This is a genomic window from Streptomyces sp. NPDC004111 (genome assembly GCF_042874215.1).
GTDB lineage: Bacteria > Actinomycetota > Actinomycetes > Streptomycetales > Streptomycetaceae > Streptomyces.
Map to the genome: position 1 here is coordinate 1 of NZ_JBIAMU010000013.1, position 18,735 is coordinate 18,735.

Annotated in this window: 13 protein-coding genes; 4 read left to right on the plus strand and 9 right to left on the minus strand. The window is 70.6% G+C overall.

The features are described from left to right. Positions 1-260: 260 nt before the first annotated feature. Together ACFYVL_RS24530 and ACFYVL_RS24535 are read right to left on the minus strand one after the other, a co-directional pair. Entirely contained in the window at positions 261-803 is a 543-nt protein-coding gene (locus tag ACFYVL_RS24530) for a hypothetical protein (protein WP_389248251.1), read from the minus strand. 61 nt (positions 804-864) lie between these two features. Continuing rightward, positions 865-2,661 (minus strand): S8 family peptidase, encoded by a 1,797-nt coding sequence (locus ACFYVL_RS24535; RefSeq protein WP_389248253.1) that lies wholly within the window; start codon positions 2,659-2,661, stop codon positions 865-867. Positions 2,662-3,040: 379 nt separating this feature from the next. Between ACFYVL_RS24535 and ACFYVL_RS24540 the strand changes: the two genes are divergently transcribed. Next, positions 3,041-4,021 (plus strand): SMP-30/gluconolactonase/LRE family protein, encoded by a 981-nt coding sequence (locus tag ACFYVL_RS24540; RefSeq protein ID WP_389248255.1) that lies wholly within the window; start codon positions 3,041-3,043, stop codon positions 4,019-4,021. A 40-nt stretch (positions 4,022-4,061) separates the two neighbouring features. On the opposite strand, the gene ACFYVL_RS24545 is transcribed toward ACFYVL_RS24540, so the two are convergent. The 6 genes from ACFYVL_RS24545 to ACFYVL_RS24570 form a co-directional block, all read right to left on the minus strand. After that, positions 4,062-5,093: a PAC2 family protein gene (locus tag ACFYVL_RS24545; RefSeq protein WP_389248257.1), complete on the minus strand. Its 1,032-nt coding sequence runs from the start codon at positions 5,091-5,093 to the stop codon at positions 4,062-4,064. Positions 5,094-5,264: 171 nt separating this feature from the next. Then, positions 5,265-5,936, minus strand: a complete 672-nt coding sequence (locus ACFYVL_RS24550; protein WP_389248259.1) for a FadR/GntR family transcriptional regulator — start codon at positions 5,934-5,936, stop codon at positions 5,265-5,267. Between the two features lie 169 nt (positions 5,937-6,105). After that, positions 6,106-7,716 carry an FAD-dependent oxidoreductase gene (locus ACFYVL_RS24555; protein WP_389248261.1) on the minus strand — a complete coding sequence of 537 codons (1,611 nt, stop codon included), beginning with the start codon at positions 7,714-7,716 and terminating at the stop codon, positions 6,106-6,108. Between the two features lie 5 nt (positions 7,717-7,721). Then, positions 7,722-9,248 carry a glycerol kinase GlpK gene (glpK, locus tag ACFYVL_RS24560; RefSeq protein WP_389248263.1) on the minus strand — a complete coding sequence of 509 codons (1,527 nt, stop codon included), beginning with the start codon at positions 9,246-9,248 and terminating at the stop codon, positions 7,722-7,724. A 49-nt stretch (positions 9,249-9,297) separates the two neighbouring features. Beyond that, a complete protein-coding gene (locus tag ACFYVL_RS24565) occupies positions 9,298-10,104 on the minus strand; it encodes an MIP/aquaporin family protein (protein WP_389248265.1) in 807 nt (268 codons plus the stop codon). 226 nt (positions 10,105-10,330) lie between these two features. Beyond that, positions 10,331-11,095, minus strand: a complete 765-nt coding sequence (locus ACFYVL_RS24570) for an IclR family transcriptional regulator (protein WP_389248267.1) — start codon at positions 11,093-11,095, stop codon at positions 10,331-10,333. A 364-nt stretch (positions 11,096-11,459) separates the two neighbouring features. Here ACFYVL_RS24570 and metH point away from each other — a divergent pair, with 364 nt between their 5' ends. The 3 genes from metH (at position 11,460) to ACFYVL_RS24585 (ending at position 17,901) form a co-directional block, all read left to right on the plus strand. Then, entirely contained in the window at positions 11,460-14,972 is a 3,513-nt protein-coding gene (metH, locus tag ACFYVL_RS24575) for a methionine synthase (RefSeq protein ID WP_389248269.1), read from the plus strand. 163 nt (positions 14,973-15,135) lie between these two features. Then, positions 15,136-15,837, plus strand: a complete 702-nt coding sequence (locus ACFYVL_RS24580; RefSeq protein ID WP_389248271.1) for an HAD family hydrolase — start codon at positions 15,136-15,138, stop codon at positions 15,835-15,837. 462 nt (positions 15,838-16,299) lie between these two features. Beyond that, on the plus strand, positions 16,300-17,901 hold the full coding sequence (locus ACFYVL_RS24585; protein ID WP_389248272.1) for an ABC transporter substrate-binding protein: 1,602 nt from the start codon (positions 16,300-16,302) through the stop codon (positions 17,899-17,901). 108 nt (positions 17,902-18,009) lie between these two features. On the opposite strand, the gene ACFYVL_RS24590 is transcribed toward ACFYVL_RS24585, so the two are convergent. Then, positions 18,010-18,681 carry a response regulator gene (locus tag ACFYVL_RS24590; protein ID WP_384358208.1) on the minus strand — a complete coding sequence of 224 codons (672 nt, stop codon included), beginning with the start codon at positions 18,679-18,681 and terminating at the stop codon, positions 18,010-18,012. Positions 18,682-18,735: the final 54 nt, after the last annotated feature.

Below are 18,735 nucleotides of genomic sequence, written 5' to 3' on the forward strand. Positions count from 1 at the left end.
CCGACCCGACCAGCCCTGCGCTCCCCACCGACCCATCAACCGCCCCGGCCCACCCGACCGGCCCGGCGCTCGCCACCGACCCATCGACCGACCCCCCCCCCCCCGCCCCCCCCCCCCCCCCCCCCCCCCCCCCCCCCGGGGGGGGGGGGGGGGGGGGGGGGCCCCCCCCCCCCCCCCCCCCCCCGCCGGTACTCGGTGCGGGAACCGTCACCGAGGTGCTGGGGAACACCTCCGTGCGGTCACTCCGCCACTGCCGCCGTCTACTTGGTGACGACGATCGCCCTCAGGATGGTCGGCGTCGCGTCGTCGTAGAAGCCGATGACGCGGTGCCCGAACCCGAACGCCCGCTGCACCTCGTCGTGCACGATCTGGCTCGGGTTGACCAGCTGCCGCCAGCCGTTGTCGACCAGCAGGTACAGGATCGGGGGCTGGCCGGGGAGCGGCTGGACGACGTCCCAGTACTGCGTGGCCGTGTTGCTGCGCAGGACCTGCGTCTCCACACCCTGCTGCCCGAACTGCTGCTGCTGGCCCTGGCCGAGCTGCTGGAGCAGCTGCTGGTAGGGCTGCTGCTGGCCGAGTTGCTGGAGCTGCTGCTGCATGTGCTGCGGAATCTGCTGCTGGCCGCTCTGCCCGTAGCCCTGCTGGCCCTGGCCCTGCATGCCGAACTGCGGCGGCGGCGGGGCGGTGGAGTCCGAGCCCTGGTGCGAGATGCCCTGCTGCCCGAAGCCTTGCTGCCCGAAGCCTTGCTGCTGGCCGAAGCTCTGGCCGTAACCCTGGCCCTGCATCTGCGGGGTGGTGCTCATGCTGTGCCACCTTCCGTTCGTTGCGTTGTTCGCTGTCGAGGTGCGGGAGGACTCCCGTACCTCAGGCGGTGACGACGAGACCGACGATCTCCTCGTCCGAGAACCACACACGTACGTCCGGCCGGCCCCCCGCGAAGGCGGCGTACACCGCCTGGCGGATGTCGGGGGCCGGGTCGTTCAGGTTGCGCCAAGCGCCCGCCACGAACAGCCGCAGCCGCGGCGGGAGTTCACGGGGGTACGGGATCAGCTCGTCCCAGTACCGTTCGGCCTGACCGGTGCTCACCGCCGACGGCAGCAGCCGGGTGACCGCGGACTTGATGTCGGGCCGGTTGCCGATGCGCTGCGAGGACGGCCGGCCCGGCGCGTCCTGCTGCGGGGAGCCGCTGGCGCGCAGCACCTCGCGAGCCCGCTGCGGACTCATCGGGCCGAGCCCCGCCGCCTTCAGGATGCCCTGGAGCGAGGCGAGCGCACCGACCACCACCGGCGCCGCCGACGACGTACCGGCGAAGGTGTCGGTGTACCAGGCGATCTCCTCGGCGCCGCCCTGGAGGTCGCCGGGGCGGTCCCAGGAGCCGCCGGTGGTGGTGGCCTCGCGGCCCCAGCCCTGGGCGTCGATACGTGCCCCGTAGTTGGAGAACGCGAGCCGCGAGCGGTCCGGACCGTGATCGCGGCCGTGCGTCCCGGGCGGGGGAGCGCCCGCTCCCACCAGGACTGCGCCGGAGGTCCCGTGCGACGGGTTGAAGGGGTTGCGCCACTGCTCGGGGAACTCGTCCGGCCTGCGCTCGTACAGCGCGTCGTCCAGGCTCTCCGCGCCGTTCCCGGCGGGCTCGACGACGACCACGCCCCGGGAGACCGCCCAGCGGATCGCCGCCAGGTCGTCCGGCCACCATTCGAGCGCGATGTAGCCGCGCTGGTCGTCGCGCTCCGCGAAGTCGAACCGCGGTCCGGGGCGGTGCAGTTCGATCAGCAGCAGGTCGCCGGGGGAGAGCCGGGCCGCCGCCGCCTGGACGGTCGCCGCCGTGCCGAGCCCGCGGAAGGACGCCGCGGCGGTGGTGGCCTGCGGGGCGATGCCGGTGATGCCGCGCTCGTTGCGGTCGCCGCCGATGATGCCGAGGACGGCGGTGCCGTGGTTGCGCCAGGACAGGTCCTGCACCGGGGTGCCGATGACGACACCGGCCAGCTTGTCCGCCAGGTCCTCGTGCCCCAGCTGCCAGGCGCCCTCGATGTCGATGACGGTCACGCCCTCGCCGGAACCGCCCGGCCTGGTCCACGCCCAGTACGCGTCGATGCCCTCCGGGGCGGGTGCCAGGTAGCCCTGCCGGCCGGTGAAGTCCGGGGTGGCGGGGGCGCCCTCCTTGAGCCGCTTGCCCTCCTCGCCGGGCTGGTGGCCGAACCGCGCGGACTGCCCCTGCGGGTATCCCGCCTGCGGGAAGGAGCCCTGCGGGTAGGGGGACTGCTGTGCCGGGTAGGTGGCCGGGACCGCACCGGGTTTCACGTACGCCGTCTCGATGCCGGGCAGTGCCGCCAGCCGGGCGGTCAGTTCGCGGGCCCGGTCCTCGCCGCCGCGCACCCGGTAGTAGAGCGCCAGCTCCTCGTCCTCGTGGGTCGCGCTCCCGTGCCGCTCCTCGTGCCCGAACAGCGGCTCCAGGGCGAGCTGTTCGTCACTGAGGAACATGTTCAGGGCCGACACGTCGGAGCCCGCCGCCGAGCGGACTCCCTCCGCGCCCGCCCGGAGTCGGGCCTCGCCGCTGGCCACGACGATCAGTTCGGGTTCGGCGCCCCGGTAGGTGAATCCCGCTCCGCCCGGTCCTGGGCCCGTGTTGCCCGGTCCCTCTCCGGGATGTACCTGCTCGGTCATCGCTTCCACCGCTCCCCTCGGGTGCCGTGCGCTGCGTGCCTGTCCGGTGTGCTGGGTCCGCCCGGTCCGCCGGGTCGCCGGTCGCCGCCGGCCGCTCGGCGGCGACCGGCTCCGTGCGGGACCTCGGGAGCCCACATTGCTCCGGCTCCGGCGATCCGTCCACCCGAAACACGCCAACTGCGTTTGAACAAAAGCGGAATGGGGAAGCCCGGCCATTCCGGCGTGAAACAGATGTCACGTACCATTCCGGCCATTTCCCGGAACTCCCCTGCGGCACGAGGGGGACCTGTGATGAGGTGTGCGCGTTCACAGGTTCGATATCGGACGCACAAGGCACCGAAAACGGATTCGGAAGACGCACTCGTCGGAAGGACGTTCCGTGAGCGATTCCCTGGCACGCCGAAGACTTCTCACCGCGGGCGCCGTACTGGGCGGCACCGCGCTCCTCTCCTCCCTGAGCACCCAGGCCGCCCGCGCCGACGCCCCGGCCGACGGGGGCCGGTGGCCCACCCGCTTCCCGCTCCCCGACGGCTTCCAGCCGGAGGGCATCGCCATCGGCGACCGCCCCTTCGCCTACTTCGGCTCGCTCGCCGACGGGACGGTGCACCGGGTGAGCCTGGCCACCGGCCGGGGCACGACCGTCGTACGGGGCCTGGGCGGTTCCACCGTCGGCCTCAAGACCGACCGTGCGGACCGGCTCTTCCTCGCGGGCGGCCAGTCGCGGCAGATCCGGGTCGCCGACCCCCGCACCGGACGCCACCTGGCCGTCTACGACCTCCCCGGCGCGGTGATGGTCAACGACGTGGTGCTGCGCCCCGGCGCCGCGTGGTTCACCGACTCCTACCGGCCCGTGCTGTACGCCGTGCCGCTCGGCCGGCACGGCCGACTGCCGGGCAGCGCGAGCGAACTCGTCGAACTCCCGCTGACGGGCGACTGGGCGCAGGGGAGCGACTTCACCGCCAACGGCATCGAGCGGACCCCGGACGGGCGGGCGCTGATCGTCGCGAACGTCTTCGCCGGGGGCGGCTCACTGATGCGGGTGGACCCGCGCACCGGCGTCGCCCGGCGCATCGACGTCGGACCGGCCCGGTTCCCGAACGCGGACGGACTGCTGCTGTGCGGACGGCTGCTGTACGTGGTCCAGCAGGTGCAGAACGCCATCGACGTGGTCCGGCTGAACGACAGCGGCACGCACGGCACGGCCGTCGCCCGCATCACCGACCCGCGCTTCCGCATCCCCACCACGGCGGCGTCCTGGCGCGACCGGCTCTACCTGCCCAACGCCCGCTTCGACGTCGAACCGACGCCCACCACGACGTACGACGCGGTGGCCGTCGCGCAGTACCGCCCGGCCCGCTGACCGGACGGCACCCGTGCCTCCGGGTGCGGGTGCCCCGGGGCTACTCGCCGCCCTCGGCCGCCGGCCCGCCGTCGTTGCCCTCGTCCCCCTCGGGGGCCGAGGAGCCCTCGTCCGTGCCCGCCGCCCGCGGCTTCTTCGGCGGGCGCGCCTGACGGCCGCCTGAGGTGTCGCGCAGGTAGGCCTCGCCCCCGTCCGTGGCATGGCTGGGACCGCCCTCGCCCGGACCGGCCGCGGGGTCCCGGCGGCGCAGATACCGCTCGAACTCCCTGGCGATGGCCTCGCCGGACGCCTCGGGCAGGTCCGCGGTGTCCCGCGCCTCCTCCAACGACTGGACGTACTCGGCCACTTCGCTGTCCTCGGCGGCCAGCTGGTCCACGCCCACCTGCCACGCCCGCGCGTCCTCCGGCAGCTCCCCGAGCGGAATGCGCAGCCCGAGCAGGTCCTCCAGCCGGTTCAGCAGGGCGAGCGTCGCCTTCGGGTTGGGCGGCTGCGACACGTAGTGGGGGACCGCCGCCCACAGGCTCACCGCCGGGACCCCCGCGTGCGTGCACGCCTCCTGGAGGATGCCGACGATGCCCGTGGGACCCTCGTACCGGGTCTCCTCCAGGTCCATCGTGCGCGCCAGGTCCGGGTCGGAGGTGACCCCGCTGACCGGGACCGGCCGGGTGTGCGGGGTGTCGCCGAGCAGCGCGCCCAGGATCACCACCATCTCCACACCCAGCTCGTGCGCGAAGCCCAGGATCTCGTTGCAGAACGAGCGCCACCGCATGGACGGCTCGATACCGCGCACCAGCACCAGGTCGCGCGGCTTCTCGCCGCCGGTGCGGATCACCGAGAGCCGGGTCGTCGGCCAGGTGACCTTGCGGACGCCGTTCTCCAGGAAGACGGTCGGCCGGTTGACCTGGAAGTCGTAGTAGTCCTCGGCGTCGAGCGCCGCGAACACCTCGCCCTTCCACTCCCGGTCCAGATGCGAGACCGCGGCCGAGGCGGCGTCACCGGCGTCGTTCCAGCCTTCGAACGCGGCCACCATGACCGGGTCGACCAGCTCGGGAACCCCGTCGAGCTCGATCACCCAGCGCCTCCTTCTTCCGACTTCATCGGGTGTTCCCCCCTGTCCAGGGACCCACCTTACGCATGCGGGAAGCGTGCCCTCAGGGCACTGAATCAATCGAAATCGGCCGGATCGGAGAGATCCGATCTTCGTCCGCCGGAATACCCCGGCCTCACCCGGCCGCGGACCCCGCTACAGCGTGGAGCGCAGCCACTGCTCCACGCTCGCGATGTGCACCGTCGCCCACGACCTGGCCGCCTCCGCGTCCCGGTCGCGCAGCGCCGCCAGGATCGCCCGGTGCTCGCGCAGGGTGCGGCCGACCGCGTCCTCCTGGGTCAGGCCCCGCCAGATCCGGGCCCGGGTGGTGGGCCCGGAGAGTCCGTCGAGGAGCGAGCAGAGCACCGAGTTCCCCGACCCCTGCACGATCGCGCGGTGGAACTCCAGATCGGCCTCGACCAGCTCCTCCATCGAGGGCTCCGCGCCCAGCGCCTCCAACTGGGCGTCCAGCGCGTCCAGTTCCTCCTCGGTCAGCCGCTCGCAGGCCATCGCCGTGGCGGCGGGCTCCAGGATTCTGCGGACCGTGAGGAACTCCAGCACCGTGTCGTCGCGGTGGAAGTCCACGACGAAGTTCATCGCCTCCAGCAGCAGCTGCGGGTCCAGACTGGTCACGTACGTGCCGTCGCCCTGCCGCACGTCCAGGATCCGGATCAGCGACAGCGCCCGCACCGCCTCGCGCAGCGAGTTGCGCGACAGGCCCAGCTCGGCCGCCAGTTCGCTCTCCTTGGGCAGCCGGTCGCCGGGACGCAGCGCACCCGAGACGATCATCGCCTTGATGCGTTCGATGGCTTCGTCGGTGACGGCCATGGACGACCTCCTGCTCCCCGCCCGGCACCGCCGCCAGACATCCGACCTATCCTCGCACGCCGAAGGGCGGACCCCGAACGGGGTCCGCCCTTCACTGTAAGCCTCTGACCTGCCCCGATCGACGCGGGGCGGGCCTGCCGGGCACCCGGGCCCGGCAGGGGGGGGGCGGTCAGTTCTCCCGCGCGAGCACCCGCTCGACCTTGGCCCGTACGTCGTCCGTGGCCAGGCCCCGGATCGTCAGGGTGGTGCGGCGGCGCAGCACGTCGTCCGCGGTCTCGGCCCACTCGTTGTCCCGGGCGTAGACGACCTGCGCCATGATCTCCGGGGCGTCCGGGTGGATGCGCTCGGCCAGCGCCGGGTCCTCGCTCGCCAGCCGGGCGATGTCGAAGGACAGCGACCCGTAGTGCGTGGCGAGGTGCCGGGCGGTCTCCGGCGACATCCGCGGGCCGGGGGTACCGCCGTCCACCAGCAGCCGGTGGGCCACCGCGTTCGGGTTCGAGATGCCGGGCAGCGGCAGCTTCTTGGGCAGGTGCGAGATCGGCTCCATGTCCTCGCCCAGCGGGTGGCCGGGGAGGGCGGCGAGCTTGTTCATCACCGTGCGGCCGATGTGGCGGAAAGTCGTCCACTTGCCGCCGGCCACCGACAGCATGCCGCCGCGGCCCTCGGTGACGACGGTCTCGCGCTTGGCCTTGGAGGTGTCGCCGGGACCGCCCGGCAGCACCCGCAGACCCGCGAAGGAGTACGTGATCAGGTCCCGCGACAGCTGCTGGTCGCGGATGGAGAACGCGGCCTCGTCGAGGATCTGGGTGATGTCCTTCTCGTTGACCGCCACGTCGCCCGGGTCGCCCTCGTACTCCTCGTCGGTGGTGCCCAGCAGGAGCTGGTCCTCCCACGGCAGCGCGAAGGTGATCCGGTACTTGTCGATCGGGGTGGCCAGCGCGGCCTTCCACGGGGCGGTCCGCTTCAGGACCAGGTGGGCGCCCTTCGAAAGACGTATGGAGGGAGCCGAGTTGGGGTCCTCCAGCTTGCGCAGGTGGTCCACCCAGGGGCCGGTGGCGTTCAGCACCAGGCGGGCGTCCACCCCGAACTCGGTGCCGTCCGTGCGGTCCTTCAGCTCCGCGCCGGTGACCCGGCCGTGCGTGAAGCGCAGCCCGGTGACCTCGGCGTGGTTGAGCACGGTGGCGCCCGCCTCGACGGCCGCGCGGACCGTCATCAGCGCCATCCGCGAGTCGTTCATCTGGTCGTCGCCGTAGACCGCGACGGCCTTCAGGTTGTCCGTGCGCAGCTCCGGCACGTCCCGCGCCGCACGCGACGGCGAGATGACGTGTCCCACTCCGTCGCCGAAGGCGGACAGCGCGGAGTAGGCGAAGACGCCCGCTCCGAGCTTGGCCGCACCGTGCGGACCGCCCTTGTAGACGGGGAGGTAGAAGGTCAGCGGGTTGGACAGGTGCGGGGCGACGTCCCGCGAGACCGCCCGCCGCTCGAAGTGGTTCTCCGCGACCAGCTTGACCGCACCGGTCTGGAGGTAGCGGAGCCCGCCGTGGAGCAGCTTCGAGGAGGCGGACGAGGTGGCGCCGGCGAAGTCACCGGCGTCCACCAGGGCCACCCGCAGTCCGGACTGCGCGGCGTGCCAGGCGGTGGAGATGCCCAGGATGCCGCCGCCGATCACCAGGAGGTCGTACGTCGCCTTGGAAAGCCGTTCCCGGGTCTCGGCGCGGCTCGCGGTCGAACCGTCGGCCGGGCGCGTCCCGGGGGCCGGGACGCTCTGCAGGGTGGTCATGTCGATTACTCCTCGTCCTCGATCCAGCCCATGGTCCGCTCGACGGCCTTGAGCCAGCTCTTGTACTCACGGTCCCGCGTGTCCGCGTCCATGCGGGGGGTCCACTCGGCGGCCCTGCGCCAGTTGGCGCGCAGCTCGTCCGTGCTGGACCAGAAGCCGACCGCGAGGCCGGCCGCGTAGGCAGCACCGAGACAGGTGGTCTCGGCGACCATCGGACGGACGACGGGGGCGTCCAGGAAGTCCGACAGCGTCTGCATCAGCAAGTTGTTGGAGGTCATGCCGCCGTCGACCTTGAGGGCCGCCAGCTCGACGCCGGAGTCCTTGGTCATGGCGTCGGTGATCTCACGGGTCTGCCAGGCCGTCGCCTCCAGCACGGCACGGGCGATGTGCGCCCGGGTCACGTACCGGGTGAGACCGGCGATCACACCGCGGGCGTCGGAGCGCCAGTACGGGGCGAAGAGACCGGAGAACGCGGGCACGATGTACGCGCCGCCGTTGTCCTCGACGCTGGAGGCCAGCGTCTCGATCTCGGCCGCCGTCTTGATCATGCCCATCTGGTCGCGCATCCACTGGACGAGCGAGCCGGTGACGGCGATCGACCCCTCCAGCGCGTACACCGGCTTCTGGTCGCCGATCTGGTAGCCGACGGTGGTCAGCAGGCCGTTGTAGGAGTTGACGGGCTCGTCACCGGTGTTCATGAGCATGAACGTGCCGGTGCCGTACGTCGACTTCGCCTCGCCCTCGGAGAAGCAGGTCTGGCCGAACAGGGCCGCCTGCTGGTCGCCGAGCGCGGACGCCACCGGCACTCCGGCCAGCACGCCCTCGGCGGCCGTGCCGTAGACCTCGGCGGAGGACCTGATCTCCGGGAGGACGGCGGCCGGGATGTCCATGGAGTGCAGGATCTTCTCGTCCCACGCCATGGTGTGCAGGTTCATCAGCATGGTGCGCGAGGCGTTGGTGACGTCGGTGACGTGCACGCCGCCGTTCGTACCGCCGGTCAGGTTCCAGATGACCCAGGAGTCCATGGTGCCGAAGAGGATCTCGCCCCGCTCGGCGCGCTCGCGCAGGCCCTCGACGTTGTCGAGCAGCCAGCGGATCTTGGGGCCGGCGAAGTAGCTGGCCAGCGGGAGGCCGGTCTCGCGGCGGAAGCGGTCCTGGCCGACGTTGCGGCCGAGCTCCTTGCACAGGGCGTCGGTGCGGGTGTCCTGCCAGACGATGGCGTTGTGGACGGGCTCACCGGTCGCCTTGTCCCACAGCATCGTGGTCTCGCGCTGGTTGGTGATGCCGATCGCCTTGACGTCGGCGGCGGAGATGCCCGCCTTGACGACCGCCCCGGCGACGACCTCCTGGACGTTCTCCCAGATCTCGGTCGCGTTGTGCTCGACCCAGCCCGGCTTCGGGAAGATCTGCTCGTGCTCCTTCTGGTCGACCGAGACGATCCGGCCGTCCTTGTCGAAGACGATGCAGCGGCTGGAGGTGGTGCCCTGGTCGATGGCCGCGATGAACGGGCCGGTGGTGTGTGCGTCGGTCACGGTGTGCTCCTCGAAGTCTTGTCTCGTACGGCTCTGTCGCGTGCGGGGCTCAGGCGAAGGCGAGCTGGTAGATGCCACCCGCCAGCGCGCCGCCGATCAGCGGTCCGACGACGGGGATCCAGGCGTAGCCCCAGTCGGAACCGCCCTTGTTGGGCAGCGGGAGCAGAGCATGCACGATGCGCGGGCCGAGGTCACGGACCGGGTTGATGGCGTAGCCGGTGGGGCCGCCGAGGGACAGACCGATGCCGACGACGACGAACGCGGTGATCATCGCGCCCATCACACCGGGACCCTTGGGGTCGGTGGGCAGCACGCCGCCGATGGTCGACTGGGTCAGGATGGCCAGGACCAGCACGGTGGTCGCGATGACCTCGGTGAGCACGTTCTGCGCGGCGTTGCGGATCTCGGGGCCGGTGGAGAAGATCCCGAGGACCGGACCGGCCTTCGGAGCGGTCTTCTGGTCGACCATGCCGTCCTCGGCCGGCTGCGCCGCGATGATCTCCGGGTCCGTGAGGTGGGCCCGGAACTGGCCCGCGTACGTCGCCCAGACCAGCAGCGCGCCGATCATGGCGCCGAGGATCTGACCGGCGAAGTAGACCGGGACGTCGCCCCAGGCGGTGCCGCCCTTTATCGCCAGACCGACGGTGACGGCCGGGTTCAGGTGGGCGCCGGAGAGCCCGCCGGAGATGTACGCGCCGGTCAGTACGGCGAAGCCCCACCCGAAGGTGATGGCGACCCAGCCGGCGTTGAACGCCTTCGAGCGCTTGAGCGTGACGGCCGCGCAGACGCCGCCGCCCAGCAGGATGAGCACGGCGGTACCGATGGTCTCGCCGGTGAAGATGTCGAGGCTGGACACCCGCGACTCCTTTGTCCTTCGTCCAGGTTCAGAACCCTCGATGAGGGCCCCAGCCGGTCCTGGCGTTGTCACACTCTAACCCGTATTGCCGGTAAGTGTTCGACAATGCCGACCGGTGAACGGCAGTTTTCACCCCTGTTACCAGTGAGTCAAGGGTTCTGTGATCTGCGTTGCACCCGGATCCTCCGCACGCCCGGGGCGGGCGCGGACCGGACCGGGGGCCGGTTCAGAAACGTCCGGCGCCCAGATCCCGCGACACCGACCGCGCGCAGTCCCGTACCGCCGCGACCAGTTCGGGCTTCAACTCGCCACCCGGGCAGACCCGTTCGACCGCACCCGTCACACCGACCGCGCCCACCGGCATCCGCCGGCGGTCGTGAATGGGGGCGGCGATCGACGCCACGCCCTCCCAGGTCTCCTCCACGTCGGCCGCCCAGCCGCGCGCCCTGGTGAGATCGAGCACCCCCTCGAACGCCGTCTCCGTGGTCACGGTGCGCGCAGTGAACTGCTCCCGGTCGCCCTCGACCGCCTCGGTGTGCGCCACCGGGTCGTACGCCGAGAGCACCTTGCCCAGCGCGGTGCTGTGCAGCGGCTGCATCGCCCCCACCTCCAGCACCTGCCGGCTGTCGTCCGGACGGAAGACGTGGTGCACGATCAGTACGCCCTGCTGGTGCAGCACCCCCAGATAGACGCTCTCGCCGCTGGAGCGCGCCAGGTCGTCGGTCCACACCAGGGCGCGGGCGCGGAGCTCGTGCACATCCAGATAGCTGTTGCCCAGCCGCAGCAGCTCGGCGCCCAGCTGGTAGCGGCCGGACGCGGGGTCCTGCTCCACGAAGCCCTCGTGCTGGAGGGTGCGCAGAATGCCGTGCGCGGTCCCCTTGGCCAGGCCGAGGGCCGCGGCCACCTCCGACAGGCCGAGCCGCCGCTCACCGCCCGCGAGCAGCCGCAGCATGGCTGCCGCCCGTTCCAGCGACTGGATGTTGCGAGCCATCGCCCGATCACCTCCACTGGTCCACTGGTTCGACGAAAATCCGGGTGCCACCACCCGGCTGACACCAGATGTTCGGCAATGCTGAACAGTATCGGCCGATGCCGACCCGTGTCACAGCGCACTCGGCCCCCACGGGCCGGATCGCGCCACCGCCCGCACACGGGGGCCACCTCCACCCGTACGGCGCGAACCACCCCGCCCGTACGGCGGGACCGCCCCCGCACGTACCGGACATCTGTGTGCCATCTGTCCGCCGTGCGATACACATGCACACTCCCGGGACCCGCCCCGCTACCCTGACCGGGTGCGCCTGCCGCCGGGCAGGCGCAAAGCCGACAGCCGTCGCAACCCTGGGAGCACATCCATGGCCTCGCTGCCGAACTCCACGCCCGACGCCCGCACCCGAGCCGAAGCCCTCCGCGAGGCACTCGCCACCCGCGTCGTGGTCGCCGACGGAGCGATGGGCACGATGCTCCAGGCCCAGGACCCCACCCTCGAAGACTTCCAGGACCTCGAAGGCTGCAACGAGATCCTCAACATCACGCGCCCGGACATCGTCCGCAACGTGCACAAGGAGTACTTCGCGGTCGGCGTGGACTGCGTGGAGACCAACACCTTCGGCGCCAACCACTCCGCCGCCAACGAGTACGAGATCGCCGACCGCATCGTCGAGCTCTCCGAGGCGGGCGCGCGGATCGCCCGCGAGGTCGCCGACGAGTTCGCCGCCACCGACGGCCGCCAGCGCTGGGTGCTCGGCTCCATCGGCCCCGGCACCAAGCTGCCCTCCCTCGGCCACACCACCTACGACGTCCTGCGCGACGGCTACCAGCAGAACGCCGAGGGCCTGCTGGCCGGCGGCGCCGACGCCCTGATCGTGGAGACCACGCAGGACCTCCTGCAGACCAAGTCCTCCCTCATCGGCGCCCGCCGCGCCATGGACGCCCTCGGCGTCAGCGTCCCGCTGATCTGCTCCCTGGCCTTCGAGACCACCGGCGTCATGCTGCTCGGCTCCGAGATCGGCGCGGCCCTCACCGCCCTGGAACCCCTCGGCATCGACCTCATCGGCCTCAACTGCTCCACCGGGCCGGACGAGATGAGCGAGCACCTGCGCTACCTCGCCCGCCACTCGCGCACCCCGCTGATGTGCATGCCCAACGCCGGTCTGCCCGTACTCACCAAGGACGGCGCCCACTTCCCGCTCGGCCCCGACGGACTGGCCGACTCGCAGGAGAACTTCGTCAACGACTACGGCCTCTCGCTGATCGGCGGCTGCTGCGGCACCACCCCCGGCCACCTGCGCGCCGTCGTCGAGCGCGCCCAGGGCCTGACCCCCGCCGTCCGCGACCCGCGCCCCGAGCCCGGCGCCGCCTCGCTCTACCAGACGATGCCCTTCCGGCAGGACACCTCGTACCTCGCCATCGGCGAGCGCACCAACGCCAACGGGTCGAAGAAGTTCCGCGAGGCGATGCTGGAGGCCCGCTGGGACGACTGCGTGGAGATGGCCCGCGACCAGATCCGCGAGGGCGCCCACATGCTCGACCTCTGCGTCGACTACGTGGGCCGCGACGGCGTCGCCGACATGAAGGAACTGGCCGGCCGCTTCGCCACCGCCTCCACCCTCCCCATCGTGCTGGACTCCACCGAACTCCCCGTCCTCAAGGCCGGGCTGGAGATGCTCGGCGGGCGCGCGGTCATCAACTCGGTCAACTACGAGGACGGCGACGGCCCCGAGTCCCGGTTCCAGCAGGTCACCAAACTGGCCGTCGAGCACGGCGCGGCACTCATCGCGCTCACCATCGACGAGGAGGGCCAGGCCCGCACCGTCGAGCACAAGGTCGCCATCGCCGAACGGCTCATCACCGACCTCACCACCAACTGGGGGGTGCGCGAGTCGGACATCCTCATCGACGTCCTCACCTTCACCATCTGCACCGGCCAGGAGGAGTCCCGCGGCGACGGCATCGCCACCATCGGCGCCATCCGCGAACTCAAGAAGCGCCACCCCGACGTACAGACCACGCTCGGCCTGTCCAACATCTCCTTCGGCCTCAACCCGGCCGCCCGCGTCGTCCTCAACTCCGTCTTCCTCGACGAGTGCGTCAAGGCCGGCCTGGACTCCGCCATCGTGCACGCCTCCAAGATCCTGCCCATCGCCCGGCTGGACGAGGAGCAGGTGAAGGCCGCGCTCGACCTCGTCTACGACCGCCGCTCCGAGGGCTACGACCCGCTCCAGAAGCTCATGGCGCTCTTCGAGGGCGTCAACATGAAGTCGATGAAGGCGGGCCGCGCCGAGGAACTGATGGCCCTCCCGCTCGACGAGCGCCTCCAGCGCCGCATCATCGACGGCGAGAAGAACGGCCTGGAGGCCGACCTCGACGAGGCGCTCCAGGACACCCCCGCGCTCGACATCGTCAACAACACCCTGCTCGAAGGCATGAAGGTGGTCGGCGAGCTGTTCGGCTCGGGCCAGATGCAGCTGCCGTTCGTGCTCCAGTCCGCCGAGGTCATGAAGACCGCGGTGGCCTACCTGGAGCCGCACATGGAGAAGTCGGACGCCGACGGCAAGGGCACCATCGTGCTCGCCACCGTCCGCGGCGACGTCCACGACATCGGCAAGAACCTCGTCGACATCATCCTTTCCAACAACGGCTACAACGTCGTCAACCTCGGCATCAAGCAGCCCGTCTCCGCGATCCTGGAGGCCGCCGAGGAGCACCGGGCCGACGTGATCGGCATGTCCGGTCTGCTGGTGAAGTCCACGGTGATCATGAAGGAGAACCTGGAGGAGCTGAACCAGCGCAAGATGGCCGCCGACTTCCCGGTGATCCTCGGCGGTGCCGCGCTGACCAGGGCGTACGTGGAGCAGGACCTGCACGAGATCTACGAGGGCGAGGTGCGCTACGCCCGCGACGCGTTCGAGGGCCTGCGCCTGATGGACGCCCTCATCGGAGTCAAGCGGGGCGTCCCCGGCGCCAAGCTGCCCGAGCTCAAGCAGCGCCGCGTGCCCAAGCGGGAGAACGTCGCCGTCCTGGAGGTGGAGGAGCCCGAGGGCTCGGTGCGCTCCGACACCGCCACCGACAACCCGGTGCCCACCCCGCCGTTCTGGGGCACCCGGGTCGTCAAGGGCATCCAGCTCAAGGAGTACGCCTCCTGGCTCGACGAGGGCGCCCTGTTCAAGGGGCAGTGGGGCCTGAAGGAAGCCCGCAAGGGCGGCCCCTCCTACGAGGAGCTGGTGGAGACCGAGGGCCGTCCGCACCTGCGCGGCTGGCTCGACAAGCTGCACACCGAGGGCCTGCTGGAGGCGGCCGTGGTGCACGGCTACTTCCCCTGCGTCTCCAAGGGCGACGACCTGATCCTGCTCAACGAGGACGGCTCCGAGCGCACCCGCTTCTCCTTCCCCCGCCAGCGCCGCGGCCGTCGCCTGTGCCTGGCGGACTTCTTCCGGCCCGAGGAGTCCGGCGAGGTCGACGTGGTCGGTCTCCAGGTCGTCACGGTCGGCTCGAAGATCGGCGAGGAGACCGCGAAGCTCTTCGAGGCCAACGCCTACCGCGACTACCTCGAACTGCACGGCCTCTCCGTCCAGCTCGCCGAGGCCCTGGCCGAGTACTGGCACGCCCGGGTCCGCTCCGAACTGGGCTTCGCCGGCGAGGACCCCGCCGACGTCGAGGACATGTTCGCCCTCAAATACCGCGGCGCCCGCTTCTCCCTCGGCTACGGCGCCTGCCCCAACCTGGAGGACCGCGCCAAGATCGCCGAACTCCTGGAGCCCGAGCGGATCGGCGTCCACCTCTCCGAGGAGTTCCAGCTCCACCCGGAGCAGTCCACCGACGCGATCGTCATCCACCACCCGGAGGCGAAGTACTTCAACGCGCGCTGACCCCGGCGCGCCGGACAGCGGCAGCGGGTTCACCTGCCCGCCGGAAATAAGAGAACGCGCGTTCACGGGGCCGGACGTACACTGGTCGGCCCAGTGCAGGCCGGTTGCCCTCCCCGCCGGGGAGGGCAACCGGCCTTCTCGTCCCCTCAGGAGGTGTGCCCGGATGACAAGCACGGTCCCCGCGCCCCGTACGTTTACCGCCGAAGGCTCCGCACTCCAGGCCGTCTTCCTCGACATGGACGGCACGCTCGTCGACACCGAGGGCTTCTGGTGGGAGGCCGAGCGGGAGGTGTTCGCCGATCTCGGTCACCGGCTCGACGAATCCTGGCGCGAAGTGGTCGTCGGCGGACCCATGACCCGCAGCGCCGGCTTCCTCATCGAGTCCACCGGGGCCGACATCACCGTCCCCGAGCTGACCGTCCTGCTCAACGACCGCTTCGAGGAGCGCATCGGCCGCGGCGTACCGCTGATGGCGGGCGCCCAGCGGCTACTGGCCGAGCTGCGGACGTACGACATTCCGATGGCCCTCGTCTCGGCCTCGCACCGGCGCATCATCGACCGCGTCCTCGACTCCTTCGGGCCCGACACCTTCCACTTCACCGTCGCGGGCGACGAGGTCGCACGCACCAAGCCGCACCCCGACCCCTATCTGCAGGCGGCACGCAGGTTCGGCGCCGACCCCGTCAGATGCGCGGTGATCGAGGACACGGCGACCGGAGTGGCCGCGGCGGAGGCGGCGGGCTGCCGGGTGGTGGCCGTACCGTCCGTGGCGCCGATCGCCCCCGCCGAGGGCAGGGTGGTCGTCGGATCGCTCGAAGAAGTCGATCTCGCATTTCTCCGGAACCTCATCACGGGAATGCACTGAGCCGAACACCCTCCGTGGTTTCACAGGAATGCACTGAAACGAACACCCTGCGTGGCTTTCCGAAAGGGAGGAAACGCAGGGCATCGGGCCGTGCGTAATGCGTGAGATCTATAGGGGGAATTTACTGCTCCGTAAATGTATTCAATGAGTGAGCTTGGTCACGAGTTGGCCCCGTCGCACCGGCCCCCAGGGGCAAGATCGCTGGTCGACGGGGCTTTTCCGGTGACCTTGTGTCCGGATTGATGAAGGCCTGTACGAAAGATTCCCCTCAACGGAGCGCCGGTCCTCGTGGAGGGTGCGGTCGGACACCCACACGAATTCCCACTAATCTCAACGCGAGAACTTCGCCGGACCCCTCTGCGGTTCGGTAACCGGCCCGATCTGCTCATCCCCAACTGGCGGATAACGGCGAAGTGTTCGCACAAGGCTGCACGCAGCGCCGGTTGAGGGAGAACGTCCAGGATGAACCGCAAGACATGGGTGCTGCCCGCAGCCGTCTGTCTGCTCGCACCGGTCCTCGCCGCATGCGGCGGAGAAGCCGACAGTGGGGACGGGGCCGGCAAGCCCATCGTCGTGGGCACCACGGACCAGTTCGTCGCCAACGAGGCGGTCCCCGCGCCCTTCGACCCGGCGGCCTCCTACGACGTCGGCGGCTGGAACGTCCTGCGACAGGGCCTGCAGACCCTGCTGCGCGTCCCGCGCGGCGGCGGCACCCCGGTGCCCGAGGCCGCCGAGGAGTGCGGCTTCACCGACACCGAGAACACCAGCTACCGCTGCAAGCTCCGCAGCGGCCTGAAGTTCTCCGACGGCAAGGCCCTCAACGCCACCGACGTGAAGTTCTCCATCGACCGCGTGCTGAAGATCAAGGACGAGAACGGCCCCGTCGGTCTCCTCTCCAACATCGACACCGTCGAGGCCAAGGGCGACAGCGAGGTGGTCTTCCACCTCAAGTCCCCGGACGCCACCTTCCCGTACAAGCTCGCCACGCCCCCCGCGTCCATCGTGGACGACGCGACCTACGCCCCGGACAAGGTGCGCGCCGGCTTCGAGCTGAGCGGCTCCGGCCCGTACACCGTGCACGTCGAGGCCAAGGGCAAGACCGTCACCAAGGCGGTGTTCACCAAGAACCCGCACTACAAGGGCGACATCAAGCTCCAGAACGACAAGGTCGAGCTCCGCTCCTTCGCCGACTCCGAAGCCATGGAGAAGGCCCTGCGCAGCGGCGAGATCGACATGGCCTCGCGCACCATGGCCCCCAAGCAGGTCATCAACCTCGCCACCAAGCGGGACCCGGAGGTCAAGCTCGTCGAGCTGCCCGGCCTGGAGATCCGCTACCTGGGCTTCGACACCTCCGACCCCGTCGTGAAGAACAAGGCCGTACGCCAGGCCATCGCCGCCGTCGTCGACCGCACCAAGCTCACCAACGAGGTCTACGGCTCCACCGCCGAACCGCTGTACTCGCTCGTCCCCACGACGATCACCGGCCACAAGAACTCGTTCTTCAACAAGTACCCGATGCCCAACCCGACGAAGGCCAAGAACCTCCTGCGCGGCGCCGGCATCACCAGCAAGCTCAAGCTGACGTTCAACTACACCACCGACCACTACGGCTCGGTCACCAAGCAGGAGTTCGAGGCGCTGCAGAAGCAGCTCAACGACTCGGGCCTGTTCGACATCACCCTCAAGGGCACGCCGTGGAGCGAGTTCTCCGGCAAGCAGAAGTCCGGCAAGTACGCCGTCTACGGCATGGGCTGGTTCCCCGACTTCACCGACGGTGACAACTACGTCTCGCCGTTCCTCGACAAGGACAACTTCCTCAACAGCCCGTACGCGAACGAGCAGATCCGCGGCACCCTCATCCCGCAGTCGCGGCGCGAGGCCCAGCGGGGCGCGGCCGTCCCGATCTTCGAGAAGATCCAGGACATCGTCGCCGACGACGTGCCCATGCTCCCGCTCTGGCAGGGCAAGCAGTACCTGGCCGCCCGCAACGACATCACCGGCACCGAATGGGCCGTCAACTTCGCAGCCGACCTCCAGCTGTGGGAGCTCGGCCGCGGCGTCTGATCCCACCGACGCCCGCACCACGTGAAAGAGGGCCCCGCCGGATCGTCCGGCGGGGCCCTCCCCGTGTGTCCCGGTGCGTACCCGCCTTCGCCGGTACGCACTTCCGTACTACTGGGCGCCGGGCCGCACCAGACCGCTCTCGTACGCGTAGACCGCGGCCTGCACCCGGTCGCGCAGCCCCAGCTTCGTCAGCACATGACCCACGTGCGTCTTCACCGTGGTCTCGCTCACGAACAGGTCCGCGGCGATCTCCGCGTTCGACAGACCGCGCGCCACCAGCTTCAGCACCTCCACCTCACGCTCGGTCAGTGTGTGCAGGGTGTCCGGCACCTCGTCCTCACCGGACGGCAGGTGATCCGCGTACTTGTCCAGCAGGCGGCGCGTGATGCTCGGGGCGAGCATCGCCTCGCCCGCCGCCACCACCCGGATCGCCTGCACCAGCTCGTGCGCGGGCGCGTCCTTCAGCAGGAAGCCGCTGGCCCCCGCACGAAGCGCCTCCACCACGTACTCATCCAGATCGAACGTGGTCAGCACCAGCACCTTCGCCGGACCGTCCCGCCCGGGACCCGTGATCTGCCGGGTCGCCTCGACACCGTCCATCCGCGGCATCCGGATGTCCATCAACACCACATCGGGCTGCAACGCCCGCACCTGATCGAGCGCCTGCAGACCGTCCCCGGCCTCACCGACGACCGCGAGGTCCTGCTCGGCCTCCAGGATCATCCGGAACCCGGTGCGCAGCAGCGGCTGGTCGTCCACCAGCAGGACGCGGATAGCCACGTGAACTCCTCTTCCCTAGACCCGCCCCATTCTGCCCTGCTCCCTCGCACCGGC